General features: G+C 40.5%; 19 protein-coding genes and 1 tRNA gene. 9 read left to right on the top strand and 11 right to left on the bottom strand.

Features of this window, described 5'->3' with window-relative positions:
* Positions 1-72 precede the first annotated feature (72 nt).
* From NI464_RS11585 to tenA, 4 genes are all read right to left on the bottom strand, one after another.
* Positions 73-456 carry an AbiJ-NTD4 domain-containing protein gene (locus NI464_RS11585; RefSeq protein ID WP_253138573.1) on the bottom strand — a complete coding sequence of 128 codons (384 nt, stop codon included), beginning with the start codon at positions 454-456 and terminating at the stop codon, positions 73-75.
* Between the two features lie 117 nt (positions 457-573).
* Positions 574-3,405 (bottom strand): excinuclease ABC subunit UvrA, encoded by a 2,832-nt coding sequence (uvrA, locus tag NI464_RS11580; RefSeq protein WP_253138572.1) that lies wholly within the window; start codon positions 3,403-3,405, stop codon positions 574-576.
* 181 nt (positions 3,406-3,586) lie between these two features.
* Complete coding sequence (locus NI464_RS11575) at positions 3,587-3,955, bottom strand: hypothetical protein (protein ID WP_004729209.1); 369 nt, start codon at positions 3,953-3,955, stop codon at positions 3,587-3,589.
* Between the two features lie 222 nt (positions 3,956-4,177).
* Complete coding sequence (tenA, locus tag NI464_RS11570) at positions 4,178-4,849, bottom strand: thiaminase II (RefSeq protein WP_004729210.1); 672 nt, start codon at positions 4,847-4,849, stop codon at positions 4,178-4,180.
* Positions 4,850-5,071: 222 nt separating this feature from the next.
* Between tenA and NI464_RS11565 the strand changes: the two genes are divergently transcribed.
* The 4 genes from NI464_RS11565 to ahpC all read left to right on the top strand — a co-directional run bounded on the left by NI464_RS11565 (position 5,072) and on the right by ahpC (position 9,192).
* Positions 5,072-6,160 carry a DUF475 domain-containing protein gene (locus NI464_RS11565; RefSeq protein ID WP_004729211.1) on the top strand — a complete coding sequence of 363 codons (1,089 nt, stop codon included), beginning with the start codon at positions 5,072-5,074 and terminating at the stop codon, positions 6,158-6,160.
* 153 nt (positions 6,161-6,313) lie between these two features.
* Positions 6,314-7,678 (top strand): MFS transporter, encoded by a 1,365-nt coding sequence (locus NI464_RS11560; protein ID WP_035340698.1) that lies wholly within the window; start codon positions 6,314-6,316, stop codon positions 7,676-7,678.
* 51 nt (positions 7,679-7,729) lie between these two features.
* Positions 7,730-8,317, top strand: coding sequence for a single-stranded DNA-binding protein (gene ssb / locus NI464_RS11555; RefSeq protein ID WP_253138571.1), 588 nt, complete (start codon positions 7,730-7,732; stop codon positions 8,315-8,317).
* Between the two features lie 311 nt (positions 8,318-8,628).
* Complete coding sequence (gene ahpC, locus NI464_RS11550) at positions 8,629-9,192, top strand: alkyl hydroperoxide reductase subunit C (protein WP_253138570.1); 564 nt, start codon at positions 8,629-8,631, stop codon at positions 9,190-9,192.
* A gap of 331 nt (positions 9,193-9,523) precedes the next feature.
* Here ahpC and NI464_RS11545 read toward each other — a convergent pair whose 3' ends face one another.
* Positions 9,524-9,781, bottom strand: coding sequence for a hypothetical protein (locus NI464_RS11545; protein WP_153566911.1), 258 nt, complete (start codon positions 9,779-9,781; stop codon positions 9,524-9,526).
* Positions 9,782-9,813: 32 nt separating this feature from the next.
* On the opposite strand from NI464_RS11545, the gene NI464_RS11540 reads away from it, so the two are divergent.
* Positions 9,814-11,121 carry an FAD-dependent oxidoreductase gene (locus NI464_RS11540; RefSeq protein WP_253138568.1) on the top strand — a complete coding sequence of 436 codons (1,308 nt, stop codon included), beginning with the start codon at positions 9,814-9,816 and terminating at the stop codon, positions 11,119-11,121.
* A gap of 3 nt (positions 11,122-11,124) precedes the next feature.
* Positions 11,125-11,973, top strand: coding sequence for an SAM-dependent methyltransferase (locus NI464_RS11535; RefSeq protein WP_253138566.1), 849 nt, complete (start codon positions 11,125-11,127; stop codon positions 11,971-11,973).
* Positions 11,974-12,048: 75 nt separating this feature from the next.
* On the opposite strand, the gene NI464_RS11530 is transcribed toward NI464_RS11535, so the two are convergent.
* Together NI464_RS11530 and NI464_RS11525 are read right to left on the bottom strand one after the other, a co-directional pair.
* Positions 12,049-12,124, bottom strand: a tRNA-Thr gene (locus tag NI464_RS11530).
* Positions 12,125-12,328: 204 nt separating this feature from the next.
* On the bottom strand, positions 12,329-12,556 hold the full coding sequence (locus NI464_RS11525) for a hypothetical protein (RefSeq protein ID WP_004647282.1): 228 nt from the start codon (positions 12,554-12,556) through the stop codon (positions 12,329-12,331).
* A 692-nt stretch (positions 12,557-13,248) separates the two neighbouring features.
* On the opposite strand from NI464_RS11525, the gene NI464_RS11520 reads away from it, so the two are divergent.
* Genes NI464_RS11520 through NI464_RS11510 form a run of 3 tightly spaced genes read left to right on the top strand, consistent with a single transcriptional unit; the run spans position 13,249 to position 15,617 of the window.
* Entirely contained in the window at positions 13,249-14,106 is an 858-nt protein-coding gene (locus NI464_RS11520) for a TIGR04255 family protein (protein ID WP_253138564.1), read from the top strand.
* A gap of 2 nt (positions 14,107-14,108) precedes the next feature.
* Positions 14,109-14,714, top strand: a complete 606-nt coding sequence (locus tag NI464_RS11515) for a hypothetical protein (protein WP_253138562.1) — start codon at positions 14,109-14,111, stop codon at positions 14,712-14,714.
* A 12-nt stretch (positions 14,715-14,726) separates the two neighbouring features.
* Entirely contained in the window at positions 14,727-15,617 is an 891-nt protein-coding gene (locus tag NI464_RS11510) for a hypothetical protein (protein ID WP_253138560.1), read from the top strand.
* Between the two features lie 245 nt (positions 15,618-15,862).
* On the opposite strand, the gene NI464_RS11505 is transcribed toward NI464_RS11510, so the two are convergent.
* The 4 genes from NI464_RS11505 to NI464_RS11490 form a co-directional block, all read right to left on the bottom strand.
* Entirely contained in the window at positions 15,863-17,026 is a 1,164-nt protein-coding gene (locus NI464_RS11505) for a hypothetical protein (RefSeq protein ID WP_253138558.1), read from the bottom strand.
* 73 nt (positions 17,027-17,099) lie between these two features.
* A complete protein-coding gene (locus tag NI464_RS11500; RefSeq protein WP_253138556.1) occupies positions 17,100-17,372 on the bottom strand; it encodes a hypothetical protein in 273 nt (90 codons plus the stop codon).
* A 243-nt stretch (positions 17,373-17,615) separates the two neighbouring features.
* The gene (locus NI464_RS11495; protein WP_253138555.1) at positions 17,616-17,810 is read right to left on the bottom strand and encodes a helix-turn-helix transcriptional regulator; all 195 of its coding nucleotides are present in this window, start codon (positions 17,808-17,810) and stop codon (positions 17,616-17,618) included.
* Positions 17,811-17,980: 170 nt separating this feature from the next.
* On the bottom strand, positions 17,981-18,769 hold the full coding sequence (locus tag NI464_RS11490; RefSeq protein ID WP_253138553.1) for a hypothetical protein: 789 nt from the start codon (positions 18,767-18,769) through the stop codon (positions 17,981-17,983).
* Positions 18,770-18,777 lie beyond the last annotated feature (8 nt).

The following is an 18,777-nucleotide window of genomic DNA, read 5'->3' as shown; positions in this document are numbered from 1 at the left end:
TCCGCAGATTATGCACGAATGCCAAGAAATTTGGAGTGCAAATATTAACCAAAAAGAAGATCATTTTTTGATTTATGAAAGAGATCTATTAGTTATAAATGAATCTTTATTACTTACTCTTTGATAGGGGTAGTGCTCAATTGTTTCTTCAATCAAGCTATAAATTTCGTGCCATGCACAATTAAAAAAGTAATCTCTAATTATTTTTAAAGAATCAGATGTCCATTGAGGGATGGTATCTGTAGGGTTTTTAAAAAGATTAAGCCAATAAGATTCTACTAACGAGTATATATTTGAATTACGGGTAAAAGAGCTTTGATTATGTCCATGTTCAATCCGATTCCAAATATAGCTATGAAAAACACTCCACAAACCATTTTTTAAAGCATCATCTATACTTTCTTTTTGAATAATGTCACGTACGGGCTTATAACCATATCTTTCAGAAAATCGCATTTTGTTCCCCCTCAAACAAATTTAAGAATAGATTTATTTTTTTAATCCACCCTAACCCTCCTTTGCGAAAGGAGGGAATGCCTCCTCTTTATCAAAGAGGAGGCTAGGAGGAGATTTTTATTTCAACAACGGTTTCAAAAATTTACCCGTATGAGAAGCTTTGACTTTCACGACCTGTTCAGGCGTTCCTTCCGCGACAATCATACCGCCACCCGAACCACCTTCAGGGCCTAAGTCCACCACCCAGTCGGCAGTTTTAATTACGTCCAGATTATGTTCAATCACCACGATGGTATTACCCTTGTCACGGAGCTGATGCAGGATATCCAGCAGTTTGGCAATATCATGAAAATGCAGACCTGTGGTCGGTTCATCTAGAATATACAGGGTTTGACCGGTATCGCGTTTGGCCAGTTCACGCGCCAGTTTGACACGCTGTGCTTCACCACCAGAAAGAGTGGTCGCAGACTGACCCAGACGGATATAACCCAGACCCACCTGATGCAATGTTTCCAGACGACGGTGAATCACCGGAATGGCATCAAAGAAATGCATCGCATCTTCAACGGTCATCTGCAAGACATCGGAAATATTCTTGCCCTTGTAGTTCACTTCCAGCGTTTCACGATTATAGCGTTTGCCATGACAGGCATCACATGGCACATACATATCCGGCAGGAAGTGCATCGCCACCTTGATCATGCCGTCACCTTCACAGGCTTCACAGCGGCCACCTTTCACGTTAAACGAGAAACGACCGGCAGCATAACCGCGTGCCTTGGCTTCCTGAGTTTGGGAAAACAGCTCACGAATCGGGGTAAATAGACCGGTATAAGTCGCCGGATTAGAACGTGGGGTTCGTCCAATCGGGCTCTGGTCAATATCCACGACTTTGTCGAGGAACTGCAAACCATCAATCGATTCAAATTTTTCCGACGTCAGGGTGGTGGCACCATTCAATTGGGTCGCTGCTAATGGCAATAAAGTCCGGTTAATCAAGGTCGATTTACCTGAACCGGACACCCCGGTGACACAGGTCATAATGCCCAACGGAATGGTCAGATCGACTTTTTTCAGGTTATGCCCGGATGCCCCCATCAGCTTGATCTGTTCCTCAGGCTTAGGCGGTTGAATCCGTTTTTTCGGGACTTCAATTTTTAACTTGCCAGATAAATATTTTCCGGTCAGCGAGTCAGGATTGGCCAGAATTTCATCATAAGTCCCTTCGGCAATCACATGCCCGCCATGTACACCGGCACCCGGACCGATATCAATAATATGATCGGCGGCACGAATCGCATCTTCATCATGCTCGACCACCAAGACGGTATTGCCCAGATCACGCAGACGGATCAAGGTCTGTAACAGACGGTCGTTATCACGCTGATGCAGACCAATTGATGGCTCATCCAGCACATACATGACGCCCATCAAGCCAGCACCGATCTGTGAGGCCAGACGAATTCGCTGCGCTTCACCACCAGACAAAGTTTCGGCAGAACGCGACAGGCTGAGATAATTCAGGCCGACCGAAACCAGAAAGTGCAGACGTTCACGGATTTCCTTGAAAATCTTGTCGGCGATTTCACCCCGTGCACCTTCCAAATGAATACCCTGATAATAGCTTTCAGCATCGCCGATCGACATGCGGGTAATGTCAGCAATGGTCTTGTCCAGAATTTTCACATTACGCGAAATTTCATTCAGACGTGAACCATCACAGGCATCACAGGCAGCATTGGATAAATACTGCGCCAGATCATCACGCACATAATTACTTTCAGTTTCATGATAACGGCGTTCCAGATGCGGCAAAATCCCTTCAAAAGGAATGACCCGATTATGACGTCGGCCACGTTCATCGATATAACTTAGATCAATTTTTTCTTTGCCAGTGCCGTACAGAAATTTTTTCTTGGTGTCAGCATCCAGTTCATTCCATGGAGTTTCCAGAGAAAAACCAAAATGCTCGGCGACTTTCTGGATCATGCTGTAATAGTAAGGACGCTGACGGTCCCAGCCACGAATCGCGCCTTGACTGACACTGACTTCAGGATTGGGAATCAGTTTGTCGGCACTGAAATGGCTGCGGATCCCCAGACCATCACAGACCGGACAGGCGCCAAAAGGGTTGTTGAACGAAAATAAACGCGGTTCCAGTTCAGCCACCGCGCGGTCACATTGCGGGCAGGAGTGCTTGGCTGAAAATACGCGATCGTTATGCTCGCCCTTCATCCAGGATAAAATCGCAATATCACCACCAAGACGCAGCGCCGTTTCAAAACTTTCGGCAATACGGTTGCCCAGATCATCACGCACTTTAAAACGATCGACTACCACTTCAATGGTATGTTTTTTCTTTTTGTCCAGTTCTGGTGGCGGATCAATTTCCATGATCTCGCCATCGACGCGGGCGCGGACGAAACCCTGGCTTTGTAGCTGTTCAAACAGCGCCGTATATTCACCTTTACGTTCACGCACCACCGGTGCTAATAGTAAAAGAGCAGTGCCTTCTTCTAATGCTTTGACTGCATCGACCATTTCAGTAACCGTTTGTGCCACCATCGGCAGATCATGTTCAGGACAGAACGGTGTACCGACACGCGCATACAGCAGGCGTAAATAGTCATAAATTTCGGTAATGGTACCCACGGTCGAACGCGGGTTATGACTGGTAGATTTCTGTTCGATGGCAATCGCTGGACTCAAGCCTTCAATAGAATCCACTTCCGGTTTTTCCATCTGGGAGAGGAACTGGCGGGCATAGGCAGACAGCGATTCCACATAACGGCGCTGACCTTCGGCATATAAGGTATCAAAGGCAAGCGAGGACTTTCCTGAACCAGACAGTCCCGTAATCACCACAAACTTGTCGCGTGGTATATCAAGGTTCACATTTTTCAGGTTATGGGTACGTGCGCCTCGAATACGGATGTGGCTTTGGCTCATGCAAGGATCCTAGAATATTCATCAAAAACCCTTATATGATACCGGATGAAAAATGTTCAAGTGCAAATAAAAGTATTTTAAACGTCAAGTTATGTCGGTGATTGGTCAATTCATCACAACATTAAGAAACACAACAGCAGATCATTTAAATATTCACAATGATCATGTACAAGGCCAATACCTAATAAGCCATTGCATAATGGCGTTCAAAGATAGACTCGATCTCTTCAAAGCAGCGTTCACGTGACACATCATGATGCAGACGTGCATAAAAATTGACTTCATTTTCCAGAATGTGCAGAAAGTCCTCATAGTCTTTTTGGAAAAAATCCAGGTCGAGCAAATCGTTACGTCGCGCCTGATGACAGCGATACTTTTCAATAAATTTCAGCAGATGTTTCTGGATATGCGTGTTGGTATGGTAAATCAGATAAGTCGCTGCCGAGCTACAATCTGGACAGCCTTGTTCCAAATAGATTTCTTCATTATTGAGCCAGCAACATTGCAGGGTAAAAAATGCCCGAATCGCTTCGGTGCCTAAAGTGTGCATATCATCTGCCTCTTTCCGGGATTGATTTTATTAATTGATAATTATTCTCAATTATTGTTCGGCAATTTGGGGCTTATAGCTAGGTCTAGCGTACCGGCCAGTTCTATCCTTGTTTTTTTCAGACTAAGCCGTTTTTATGATCGGTTTATGACAGTAGAAATTTTTTGATCAGCTATAACCCAAAAGCCCTATCTTAAACAGGGCTTTTTTTATTCGTCCGTCTTATTCATCCAGACCAGGCCACTGGCGTTGCTCAAAGGCACTGTCCCAGAACAACCATTCCAGACGGGCCGCATGCGTATAAGCTGCATGCATTTTTTCTAGTGTATCGGCATCAACACGCGCCGCAACACGGTCAACGGTCGCAATCACATTCCGCACCGCAGTGTGGAATTCTTCTCCTGAATAGGTATCCACCCAAGCCTGATACGGATTATTCGGCGCAGAGTTGTCGACAATATCTTTACCAACTTCGGCATAAATCCAGAAACAAGGCAGCAACGAGGCTAGCACCACCGGGTAGCTTTCTGACCAGGCGGTCGAAGTCAGATAAGAAGTATAGTGATGACATGCCAGCGTCAACGGTGTCTGCTCAAATTGCTCTTTGCTAATGCCAAAATCTTGCATAAAGCCATCATGCAGGCTACGTTCCACCACAATCGCAATTTTGGCTGCCTCGGCAAACTGGATTACATCGTCCGCTTCAAAAGCTTTGGCGGCACACACGGCCAGTGCACGGCCATAGGCCAGTAAATAATGCGCATCCTGAATCACATAATGACTAAAGGCTTCACGGCTTAAAGTACCTTGCGCCAGTTGCTGATTAAAGGGCAGGGCCAGGGTCTTCTGATAAAGTCCGAGATTACGTTGCCATACCTCTTGTGAAAAACTCATGCTGAAAATCCTTCGCAGTTCAAGTTAAACCATGCGGCACTATAGCAAAGATCGGGCTGTTTAAAAGATCGGCAAATTTTAAAAACAGAAAATAAGATAAAACAGCTCAGGAAGTGCTTTGGTTTATGCGCTAAAAGTTTCATAATTAGCTTAACTTTTCCTATTCGTATAGCTGCTCTCTCGCAGCCATACATTTATTTAATTTATCCAAGGTCGTTGTGTATGTTGAAACATTTTGGTTTCTCGATTGCATTTTCGATCGTGTGTCTTGGTTTGTCTGCGTATTGGGGTTATACCCATGGTCCTGACGCAGGCCTGCAAACCATGCTCACAGCGCTGACCATTACCGCTATTCTGGCGATTATGGAAGTGTCGTTGTCCTTTGATAACGCGGTTGTCAATGCCTCAGTCCTACGGGGTTGGGATCATTTCTGGAAAATGCTGTTCCTGACAGTCGGTATTCTGATTGCAGTTTTCGGGATGCGTTTGATCTTCCCAGTGGTCATTGTTGCAGTGACTGCAGACCTGGGCTTTATGGAAGTGGTACGTCTGGCCCTGAATGATCCGAAAGAATATTCAGCACGTTTAATGGCACATCATCCTGAAATTGCTGCTTTTGGTGGTGCTTTCCTGTTGATGGTATTCCTGAACTTCTTCCTGGATGAAGAAAAAGACACGCACTGGTTTAGACGCGTAGAACGCCGTCTGTCCAATCTGGCCAATGTGCCGGCGATGTCGGTGTTTATTGCACTGGTGGCTTTGTTAATCATGGCAGCCAATGTCGATGAAGCCAAACGTCTGGCAGTGACTATGGCCGGGATCTGGGGCATCGTGATTTATATCGGGGTGCAGGTTCTGAGCCATATGCTCGGTGGTGAACCAGAAGTCGATAAAGAAGGCAATGCGATTCGTCATGATGAAAATGGCGTACCGACGGGTGTAGTGAAAGCGGGTATTGGTGGTTTCCTCTATTTAGAAGTCCTGGATGCCTCATTCAGTTTTGATGGCGTGATCGGTGCCTTTGCGATTACCTCAGACGTGGTCATCATCATGCTTGGTCTGGCAATTGGTGCGATCTTTGTCCGTTCAATGACGATTTATCTGGTTGAGCAGGGCACATTGGATGCTTATATCTACCTGGAACATGGTGCGCATTATGCCATCGGTGCACTGGCTTTCATTATGATTGCCAGCGGAACCGGTCTGCATGTGCCAGAAGTGGTAACCGGTCTGATCGGTGTAGCCTTTATTGTCTGGGCAGTATTTGCCTCGATTCAATACAAAAAGCGTCAGGCGGCTTTAGACAAATAAAGCGCTGTTCCTGAATAAAAAGCGTAGCTCCTGCTGCGCTTTTTTGTTTTTAGATTGGCATCATCTTTATTTCAAATAAAATTCATGTCTTATTAATGAGCTGAATGTCCTATAATCTGGGCTCCAGATTAATTAACCCAATCGCCATAATTTATGATGAATGCTTTAGAACGTCGTTCAACCTTTGCCCTGAGCAGTATTTTTGCACTGCGCATGCTGGGGTTGTTTATGATTATCCCGGTATTTTCTGTGGCAGGGCAGGCATATCAATATGCGACGCCTGCACTGATCGGTTTGGCGGTCGGGGTCTATGGTCTGACCCAGGCACTGTTACAGATTCCATTCAGCCTGATTGCGGACCGTTATAGCCGTAAGCCACTGGTGGTTTTAGGGCTGCTACTATTTGCGCTGGGCGGTGCAATTGCGGCCATGTCGGACACCATTTATGGCGTGATTATCGGCCGTGCAATCGCTGGTGGTGGTGCGGTATCCGCTGTGGTGATGGCACTGCTGGCAGACGTTACCCGTGAAGAAAACCGCATGAAAGCCATGGCCATGATGGGCATGAGTATCGGCCTGTCTTTTGTGGTGGCCTTTAGTCTGGGGCCTTGGCTGACGGGTCTGGTCGGTATCTCTGGGTTGTTCTGGGTGACCACGGTGATGGGCCTGGCGGCGATTGCCATGCTGTTGATGGTGCCTAAAGTCACGCGGCATCATAAAAACTTTCAGCAGGGCTATCTGGCACAGTTGAAACAGGTAATCAAAATCGGGGATCTGAACCGTCTGCATGTGTCGGTCTTTACCCTGCATTTATTGCTCACCGCGATGTTTATCTATGTACCTTCGCAGCTGATCGAATTTGCTGATCTGCCACTGTCCAGTCATGGCTGGGTATATTTGCCGCTGTTGGTGCTGAGCCTGTTTTTTGCTTTTCCAAGTATTATCCTGGCAGAAAAATACCACAAAATGCGCGCGATTTTTCTGGTGGCCATTACTGGCATTATTCTGGGCCTAATGGTGATGGCATTTGGTTTTGAATCCAAATATGTCTTGCTGATTGGTCTAGGGCTGTTCTTTATTGCTTTTAATGTGATGGAAGCCTTGTTGCCGTCCTGGTTGTCGAAAGCGGCACCGATCCAGTCCAAAGCCACCGCAATGGGCGTAAATGCCAGCAGCCAGTTTTTAGGGGCGTTCTTTGGCGGTATGATTGGCGGACAATTATTACTGCTGAACAATACCTCGATGGGCTGGAGTATCCTGACAGGGATTGCGATAATCTGGCTGCTGATGAGTTTTGGCCTGGCACAGCCACGCTATCTGTCATCGCTGGTGTTGCGTTTGCCGGAAAGCAGACAAACTGACGAATGGACTTCTCAGCTTTTGGCGATTCGTGGTATTGAAGAGGTCGTGGTGATGTCTGAACAGCAAGTTGCCTATGTAAAAGTCGATAAACAGCAGATTGATGATGCTTCGCGACAACAATTAACGCACTTGTTGGGTAAAGAGGTAGCCATTTAAGCATAACTCTTATAAAGTAAAATACAGAAATATATAGGAAGTAAACGGCAAATGCGTGGTGTAAATAAAGTTATTTTAGTGGGTACTTTGGGTAAAGATCCGGAAACCAAAACTTTTGCAAATGGTGGCTCTCTCACTCAATTCTCGATCGCAACCAGCGATTCGTGGACAGATAAAAGTACCGGTGAACGTAAAGAACAAACGGAATGGCACCGTATCGTGTTGCATAACCGTTTAGGTGAAATTGCACAGCAATATCTTCGTAAAGGCTCAAAAGTATATATTGAAGGTTCATTACGTACCCGTCAGTGGACTGACCAGAATGGTCAGGAGCGCTATACGACGGAAATTCGTGGTGAACAAATGCAGATGTTAGACTCTAGCCGTCCTCAAAATGATCAGGGCGAGAGCAGCTTTAACCAGCCACGCTTTAATAACAATAATCAGGTGAACAACAACCAGGGTGGTTATGGCAATAACCCGCAATCAGGTTATGGTTCAGCGCCACAGCAAGGCGGTTTTAACAACAATCAGGGCGGCGGTTATGGCAACAATAACCCGAGTGGTTTTGCGCCGAAATCTGCACCTGCTCCAACAGCAGCGCCTGCAGCAGATCTAGATGATGACTTACCATTTTGATTTATCAGAACGGTAAATTATCATTAAAACCCACCTGAATACGGTGGGTTTTTTATATCCTCGAGATTTATATTAAGTTTGAATAAAGCCCGACTTATTAAAAGAATCATAAATCTTAAAACATCAGGTTGCTTTTGATGGGGACAACTCTGCATCGAGAAAATAAATAAGATAATAAATACTGATAGAAATTTATGATCTAAAAAAGCGATCATTTTTATAAAAACTTGCGGTTTTACCTATTTTAAAATTTTTCGTATTCTAGCTTCACAAGATAAGCAATCCCAGAAATAAGCCAGAGGAAATATATCATGAGTTTAATCAATACTGAAATCAAACCATTCAATGCAACTGCTTACCACAATGGTCAGTTCATCGAAGTTTCTGAGCAAGACCTGAAAGGTAAATGGTCAGTGGTGTTTTTCTATCCTGCAGATTTTACCTTTGTTTGTCCAACTGAATTAGGCGATCTTGCTGATCAGTATGCTGAATTCCAGAAAATGGGTGTAGAAATTTATGGCGTGTCTACCGATACTCATTTCACCCATAAAGCTTGGCATGATACCTCTGAGGTGATTGGTAAAATCCAGTATCCATTGATTGGTGATCCAACCTGGACTTTGTCTAAAAACTTCGAAGTATTGATTGAAGCTGAAGGTCTGGCAGATCGTGGTACTTTCGTGATTGATCCAGAAGGTAAAATCCAGATCATTGAAATCAACGCGGGTGGTATTGGCCGTGATGCCCAAGAGCTTCTTCGTAAAGTGAAAGCTGCACAATATGTACATGCGCACCCAGGTGAAGTTTGTCCAGCAAAATGGAAAGAAGGCGAGGCTACACTAGCGCCGTCAATCGACCTGGTGGGTAAAATCTAATTCGAACCTAGTTCTTTGAAGCGAAAAATCCAGCATAAGTTGCTGGATTTTTTATTTTTTTAGTTTAGAGATTTATGAATTCTAGACAAAAAAATCATGCCATTTGATTTCTATTTGAGAACAACATGAGGATTGAGGAATTGCACTCTATGCTTTTTAAGCGGCTTATGAGAGGCAATAAAGTAAGCTCAATACCATGCTGCATGATCAACCAGGCCTGAAAACAAAGAAGCCTCTGCTTTCGCAGAGGCTTTTATTTTATAAGGCGCTGTAGTTTCTTGTCGTTTTAAACAATTTTCGCATAAACGCATCTGAATGGAACCGGATGAATTTATGGTTTTCTTATGCTGCGAATCATAGGTATTTTAAAAGTTTTTGTCAACCAAGGATTATAAAAATGGTTAATTAAATTATTTGTTTTTAAAGTAATTTTTTTATCTTTTAAATAAAAATATAAATAAAATCCTATATTTGATGGAATTTTAACTGCTGCAAAAAAATGAATAAAAAGCAGGTGAAATTGAACAAAAAGGCCTTTACGAAAAACATATATTCTGGAAGATTTTAATAACCTGTTTGATTGGCGCATGGTACATAATTTCTGTAGTTTTTCAATGACGGATGATCAGTTTGGATATCGCAGTAATTGGTAGTGGCATGGCCGGACTGGCTACAGCCAGAATTCTCCAGGACGCAGGGCATCACATCACGATTTTTGAAGCACTTCCAGGTCGCGGCATGGACAGTCATAGCCTTGAATTTGAAGGGGGCCTGATTGACGCACCTTTACGTGTGATGAATCCCTATCTGTGGAAAAACACCCTGAGTCTGGCCACGCATCTGGGCATTAAAACTTATCCGGTGCGGACCTATATGGCCTGCAGCTGGTTATTTGAAGATAAAACTGAAACCTGGCTGACCACATCGCGCAGCCGAATTGGCAATATCCCGATTATCAATAACCGTAAAGGCCTGCAGCAGTATGGCTGGCGTCTGGTCAAAGGCCTGTTGCAGTTAAAAGTTGCATTGACCAAATTCTTTAAATCGAAAAATCAGGACATCAGCCTGGCAGAATTTATCAACCGCAACGAGATTGAAGAAGTATTCTGGCATGGTGCGGTGATGCCGGTGCTATATACCATCTGTACCTGCAATCCGAAAACCATTGGTGAATGGCCAGCTAAACCGTTGTTAATTTTCCTGCGTCAATTGACCGATGGTGATGCTTTACTGCGTTTGCAAGGCGGTACACCGGCGCTTGTCGACAAGCTGATTGAAGGCATTCATATTGAAGACGGTTCAGCGATCACACTGGTACAAGAGCAGGGCGATCAGGTCAAAGTTGAAAATGCGGCCGGTTATTCAAAACTGTTTGACCGGGTGATTGTCGCGACACCGACCACCAAAATTGAGGAGTTCCTGGATCCAGAACAGTTTGCCAGTGAAATTGAATTATTGAAGAAATTCAAATTCGAACAGGGTGAACTGGTCATCCATACCGATGCCAGCGTGATGCCGCCAAAGCGTAAAGACTGGGCCGTACTCAGCTATATGATGGATCGTAAATTTACCCGTCAGCAATTTACCGTGTGGCTTAACTCGATTGAACCTTCTCTGGTCGGCAAGTCGGCCGTATTTCAGACCTGGCGTCCGGTAACCGAGATTGATCCGAAAAAAGTGATCAAATCGGTGATGCTAACGCGTGCAGTGGTCGATGCCAATACCGTGGCACTGAATAAGGAATTGCAGCAACGTCATCTGGATGCCAATCGTAAAGTCTTCTTCTGCGGTTCATGGTCATGTGACGGTTTGCCAATTCTGGAATCGGCAGTGACCTCAGCGATGAAGATTGCGGAAATTTTGGGTGCACCTTTACCATTTGAGGGTTTAAAACCTGTGGTCGAGGTTGCACCGCAACTGGGTTATTAATCCATGCAATGGCTTCAGGCACTGCGTCAGCGCCTTCCCCAGCACAAGTATGCGATTGATGCCGCTGTGTTGGGCGATCACGCGCAATTGCCCTGGAGCAATTTAGGGTATTGGCAAGCAGGTCAGCAGGATTATGCGGCTGCCTGTCGTATGCTGGCCGATCACCTTGCGCAAACTGTAAGTTTAAATTCAAAAGATAAACTGCTGGATTTAGGCTGCGGTCAGGGCGCCAGCTTGCTGCACTGGCAGCAACATTATCAGGTGCAATATCTGGCCGGGGTTGAGCTGCAGGCTGCCTGTGTGGCCAATATTCAGCAATATTTACCAGAACTGAATGCCATTTATCAGGCGTCATTTTTGCGTTTAAAAGAATTGCCATTTTCCCAGCGTTTTGATGTGGTGTTGTGCCTGGATGCGGCTTATCACAGTCCTGTGCCTTTATTCTTGGAGCAGGTCCGCAGTGTTTTAAATTCAAATGCACGGATTGGTTTTCATCATCTGGTTTTGTCCGAGCGTTGGGAAAATTTAAATGCATTACAACGGCGTAAATATCAGTTTTTATTGAAATCTGCCGATGTGAATTTAAAAGATTTAATGACAGTGGGTGCATTATATGCCTGTCTGGATCGTTTTGAATTTAAAAATATCCAGATTCAGGATCTGTCCGAGCCGGTATTTTCAGGCTTTGCGGATTATGTGCAAAAAACTTTGAATTCAAAAGCATCAGATGATCAGGCCCAAGGTTCAAAACTGGATCATTTTAAAATTCAGATGACAGCGAAACTAGGCCGAAAATTATATCAGGAAGGGATTGTGAGATATGTGCAAGTGACGGCACAATCGAAGCACTAGAAAGTGCAAGAAGACTCAGCTCAAAATACTAAAACCCAGAAACATCAAAGCCTCACTAAAAGCGAGGCTAAGATATGGTGCCGGCACACGGATTCGAACTGTGGACCTACTGATTACAAGTCAGTTGCTCTACCAACTGAGCTATGCCGGCATGGTGGAGTGCATTTTACAGATTTTTTTGGGTCACGCAAGCCAAAAAATAACCGTTTAAACTGTTTCGGCAGGATTTGTTTATTTTGACCGAATGGATGAAAAGTTCTGTTTTTGATTATGTGCAAAGAAATGGCCCATATGTGCAGATATGGGCGAGGGTGAAAGCACAGGATTGGTTCTGGATATGAGTCGGTTATAAGGTTTATCTGTTTTTCAGGATGCGATCTAATTCTTGTGCACATTCCTCTAAAGTAAAGGCCATATCAAACTGCATTTGAGGTTTGAGTTCTTGAGCGAGGCTTCTCCACTGTTCGATGAGTCTCAAGGCTTTTTGAATTTTATGTTTATTGATGTCCTTGGCAATAGTTGGGGTATAACCGCCACGTTTTGCATTTTTAATCTGTTTGGCATAGTTTGCGCTGTTATTCATGTTCGCTCTCCGAATAGCAGTGTATCTATTTTTTAACTTCAAATTTGAATGGCTCGGTTCACTTGGTTATTTCTTTCTATCCTGTGGTTTTTATTCTCCTTTTAGTTGATTTATAAGCAACATAACATAGCTTTGATGACAATAAAATTAAGCTATTTCTGTGCCAGTTTTTTGTTTGAACACATAAATAAAAACCTGAAATGAATGGCGTACAGAAACTGCACAATTCATCAGTTTTTTGGCTGATGAAAAATGAAGATTTTTAAAAATAGAATTGAGCGTAAGTGTTGTGTTGCAAAAGATTTTTATGAACGAGGACTGGTATTAATTCAATGCCTTTGCCTAAGGCGATAGATAATAATATTTTAAGATCTAAGCAGATAATTTTTTTTACTGATGGGATGATGGATAAAATTAAATATAAAAAAACCCGAATCATGTGATTCGGGTTTTTAAATTCTGGCGGAGAGAGGGAGTTGAATTTTTAATTTAAATTAATGATAAGTAAATAATATTTTTATATGTTAAATTTTTAATCCCCCAATCATCCCCCTTAGGTAGAATTTGAGGGTTTAAACCATGATTAAGCTAAAAGTTAGCAAATCGAAAGATTTAGAAATGTAAAAAAAATAGCAAAATGTAAAAAAAAGTGTAAAATTTGGCTATACAGTAAATAATCGGTTGTCAATAAGATGAAGAAGTCATTAGTAAAAGCACCTTTAGTACATGCAGTACTAGATTTGAAGTTTGCTGAGCTTCCTTCTTTAAAAAACATTTCAGAAGAATTAGAAAATATATTGCATGACAAGATGATAGAAATAGGTTTTCCTGAAATAATAAGAAGCAAGATCGAAGGTTTTGATGTCAAGTTTGATACCGTCACTCAAAGTGTGACGCAAGAGAAGCATAATACAAAAAGATTACTTTTTAGAGCTGCAGGTGAAAGAAGTATTGTGGAGATTTCTTCCTCTTCAATTCAGCTTAAGGCTACTAAATACTCTTCTTTTGAAGATTTTTATAGATTATTTAAAGATGTTATTTTAGTTGTCCGTGAGTTTTCTAAACTAGATAAAGCAGTGGTTAAAGCTTTAGAATTAAGATATATAAATGTTATTGTTCCAGTAAAAGAATATAATTTAAGCGATTTTGTTATTGAGAATTATTTATCACCTGCATTATTTGGAGAGTTTAAGCTTTTGCAGGGACAAAAGATAAATGTTGTAGAAACTGCTGTTGGGCAACTAATAGTTAATTTTGCTGAAATACCGACTGTAGAAAGAAAGGTAAATCAAATTTTACCTCATGATTTAATGGAGTCAGATGAGAATTGCACACTAATAATCGAAGGGCAAACTGAGTGGCTTAATGTCATTTCTCCTACCTATGGATTATTAGATATACGACATATTCATCCATTCGTAGGTAGTCCTTTGTTTTCTATAGAAAAATTGGATGAGAAAGCACAAGCACTTTATCAGGATGTTAGTGATGTATTTTGGGCATCTCTTTCAGAAGTAGCTTTGAAAGAGTGGGAAGTCATAGGAGAGTGATTATGTGGAATACAGCATCAGTTCAATCAGCAAAACCTTTCGTTTTAGGTGCGACAATCCTGTTCTCGAGTGCTCAAACTCACTCTATTCGGCCGTTTGAAATATTAGATCATGATTCTAAATATGTGAATCATGTCAGTGAAAATGTATGGACTTCATATAATTATAGTAAAGATTCTTCACGTTTTCTAAATAGCGTTGAGGATAAGGTTGATGTTGCTGATATTGTTGATTTAGTAAAAGTGGCTCTAGGCTTGCCAAATAAAGATATTGCTGAAGTATTCAAAGTTACTAGACAGACGTTACACAACTATAAAAATCAAAATGAGAGTAACCATAACTTACATGAGCAAAATCTTGTGCGTGTTAAAAAATTAAAAAATATATTCGATGAGTTGTCTGGAATATTTGAAAAAAGTCCCGGAGCTTTGAGTAAAACTTATATGGTAAATAATCATACTCTATTCGATCTTTTAACTACTGATAATCTGAATCAGGATTCTATTATTGATCTTGCTAATCAATTAAAGATAAAAATGGAATCTAAATCTAAAATTCATAGAAATAGTGATGATATCTCATTACTGAATATGACTAGTCATGCATGAGGTTTAGCTTAAGTGACAGAATTATCATGTGGACAGCAGTTATTTCATAACAAGAAGCTTGAACAAGCTTCTTGTTTTTTTATTGACTTAATTGAAGAGGGTGATCGTAAAGATTGGCTGGACTCTTTGCCTAAAAAGGATTTAAGAGATAAAACTCAAAAAACTAAAAATGGAACACTTTGTGTCGTATTATCACAAAATTGTGATATAGCCTGTAATCAGGATGACTTGGATGACTGCATTGAAATAGCTTTTTGTCAGAAAATTAAGCCTAAACAGGTTTTTCATGGAAATCAATTCACTAAAAGTGTCAGGAAATTTCAATTTAAGTTTCAAGAGCTTGATTACGAAGCTAGTGTAGATTATATCGTAACTGTAAAAAAACAAAAGTTGATGGAAATAATTAATGAAAAGACAGATCTTAATATTTTCCAATTAGATAAAGATTTTAAATTAGCTTTGCCTTTTTGGAGAGCGAATAGATATTTTAGGAGCGCATTACCAGACTCTTTTAATGAAAAACTATATCGGATTTTAGATAAATATATTTTTGAATTGGAAGATGTCGCAACTAACTCTTTACCGCAATATGATTTTTCTAGTTTTATCAAAGGATTTTATTTAAATTTAGATTCTATGGAAGAAAGGGATTTTTATCAGTTTGAATTCTTTTTCTTATTGCGTGATGAGGTCTCAAACGAGTTGCAGAGTGCTATACAGGATATAGTTGAAAGGTTTGCTGAAGAATTAGTTGAAATTGCTGGTTATGAGGATATTAGCAGTATGTATGCAGATACTGAAACTAATACAAATGTTAAGTATTTAACTAGCCTCATACGTTTTAATGTTGATTCTTATTCATTAAGAAAAGGTGATGCTGATTTTGTAGTAGAGGCTGAATAAAACAAAATTAAAGTATAAGAATATTGTTTGGAGCTCAATTTTTATGAATGGTCTCCATATACCATTTTGGTGATTTTCTAAGACTTTGCGGATTTTCTTGAAAAGCGTTAAGTTAAGGTAAAGTAAATGTTAAGCTGAATCATGCCTATAACTTGTATATAGGGTATATAAGTTATTAGGCAGATCAATCTACCGATTTAACCCGTAAGCCTTATGAATTAAAGCTTACGGTAAAATAGTTATAGTTAAGCACTGATAGCAAAATTGCGAAGTAAATTATGAATAGCATTGGAAATGAGTCGGTTTAAATCTGCATGTTTCTCGATATATTCCTGTAAAGTCCGCTTATGACGAGATTTGTCATAGTGGATTTCTTGCTCCATCCCAAAAGGTTGAATCGATTCTTTATAGATGTCTTTCACAGATTGGGGAGCATTATTCACTAATTGAGTAAAGCTTAGCCCTTTAAACCCCTTGAACAAAAGTGCCTTTAAATTAGTCAATCGATTATCCATTTTATTCAAAATATTAAGTTTGATGTTCTTTTCGGCACGGATACGCCATTTGTATTCAGGTAAAGATTGCTTGTTTTGATCCGTTGTTTTGACATAAAAATGCCAATATTCATCTGCTTTTTTATGATTAATTCCAATGTTATATCCATTTTCAAGTTTTTTCATCATTGCGATAGGGGTTGATGGAATGGGAGTAAATACGCCTAATTGGTTCTTAAAAACACGGAAGTTTTCAGCTGTACTAGGAAGGCAAATAGATTTAAAAAGGGCTGTAACGAGCGCTTTGTGCTTAAAACGATAGAAATCAATTGCGAGTTCAATTTCCATGATTCGAAAGCTTTCCTTATTGCATTCAAAGTGATTTAAATACTGAATCCGGCGCCGTAATTCATACAAAGAATTTATATCATGCAGGCGAATGATAAAGCCTTTTTTATGTTCTGAAATGTAGTGAGTAATCCCAGTTTTTTCAGTTAAATATTTCTTAATGTCATGCCGTGTAGAAGATTTTTCAATTTCAAAATACAAGTCTAAAAAGTCAACTTGAGCTTTAATCATGATATTCATAGCTTTGAAATCATAATTATTGATATTTGAGTAAATAACAGTTTCCCACTCATCTGCCGACTGAGCATTTTGGGCATAGATTGCAGTTAATGAATCCATAAGGTCAATCATTTTATCATGTGGTGTATCAACTGATAAGCTTAGAATTTGGTCAGTGTTTATTGATAGTAAATCTTGTCGTTCTGATTGAGTTTTGAGAAATGAGAGCTGTAAATTGATAGCTTGCATTTCTGCGTAATAATCATTGTGAAATGGATCAATTAAATCTAAATGATCCAGGCGAGTCATTAAATTTTGAAACTCTGGACTTAATTGAAGGTCATTCATGGCTTCTGTGTTCCTATAGATTTATTTGCTATAAAAAAAACGGCTCCAAGAGCCGTTCTTCAATCCGTTAGCGTTAGCAAGGGAGGTTTTGAAGCACTTGATTGAATTCCTCTGATTGTCGGGTCATTTCATCATTAAAGACTTTGTTGCCATATTTAATGATTTGTTTGTATTCAGGACATTGGAGCAGTAACTGAATTTTTGAAGTAAGTTCCTTGTTATTTACTTCTGCTTGGAAAGCCGTCCAATCTGTGTATTCCATTACTGAATCCCAATCGTTATGATTCATTAAATCAGCAACGATTTGTGAAACTACTGTACTGAGAATTTTAGTTTTAACGTCCATGTTGAACTCCTTTGTTCATTTGATTGTAGGGTGTGGTGTACGATTTAATAAAGGCAAGTAAGGTACTTTCTGAATAACAGATTCGCCTTCCAATCTCTTTAAATGATAATTTGTAAACGTGCTTTGATTGCCTAATGTTTCTAACAAGCCAGTGATGCCATTGATCCGCAGTTTTATGAGGTAAATGGCTTGCTAGAAGTTCAGATGCTTGTTTACGGTTGTAGATTCGAGGTTCTTTCATTTTTAGCTCTGTGCCTTCATCCATGCCTGAATTTCAGACATTCTAAATACAGAAATGTTAGAACCAATTTTTACAGGCGCAGGGAATTTTTTTTGTTGAATCCATCGCCAAAGTGTTTGAGATGAGATGCCAATCAGTCCCTTTCTATTGGGGCGATTAGCGAGATCTTTCATTCTCAAGAACTCTTCTTGAAACATTGTTTACACCTATCAATGTAAGTTATGGGAATACCATGCAATTGATTGCAACTGCATGGGATAGGTGCATTTAAACAAAAGAGTAATTAGGGGGGGTAAGGAGGGGGATGTAGCTTTTTCTGTAAAATAAATAACAAAATTTGGTTGTTTGTTTAAATATTAATCATAAATTATACATTTCTCTGTGCTTCTGCTTGTTTGTCCTTTCTACTGGTTGACCATGTAGCAAATGGTGAACTAACCTCTCTTAATCTTTTGTTTGCTTCATCATTCATTTTGATTCCATATTTATCCAAAAAATTATCAAAATTTGGTTTGTGCAGTGTTTTATGAAGAGGACTAGCATCTCGATAATTTTCAAGCCACATTCGAATGCCTAGAGCTAAATCAGGTGCATAATAAGGATGTGTTTCATCTAACAAGCTTGATAACTGTGATTTATCAGTTGTGATTAAATTTTCGATAGATTCTGTTTGTGAATTCGAAAGAGATAGATAAGCGTTTAAGCTTTCTGCTGAGATACGAAGGTCATTTGGTGATAATAAGTGATTTGAAATGTGTGGGTTTGCAATTTCGTTAGATAACTCAAAAAAATCAATTTCTTCATCGAGTAGTACGATCTCAACTTTATTTGGACTGGTGCTAAGTACTTGATTCTGTATAGCCCAATTAATTTTAAGTGTTTCCTTTTTACCATTTAAAAAGTCATATAGTTCAGTTATTTCAGTTGGGATTGTTAACCAATCATGATTAATTCGTATTTCTGTAAGTTCAGTTTTTAAGTCCGCAGAAGACATTGAACAATGAATAATAGGAATAAAGCCTTGTATATTGGCAATAACACCATCAAATCGAAAACAAGCTTCCAGTTGCCCACTGATAATTAAATCAGCAATTTTATGCTTAGAGCAATTGTTTCCGATAGCTTTAATAGCTTCATCAAAAGTATATGGCAACATGATAATAG

Source organism: Acinetobacter lwoffii (assembly GCF_024129685.1).
Lineage (GTDB): Bacteria > Pseudomonadota > Gammaproteobacteria > Pseudomonadales > Moraxellaceae > Acinetobacter > Acinetobacter lwoffii_X.
This window is presented reverse-complemented; position numbering and strand designations above follow the sequence as displayed.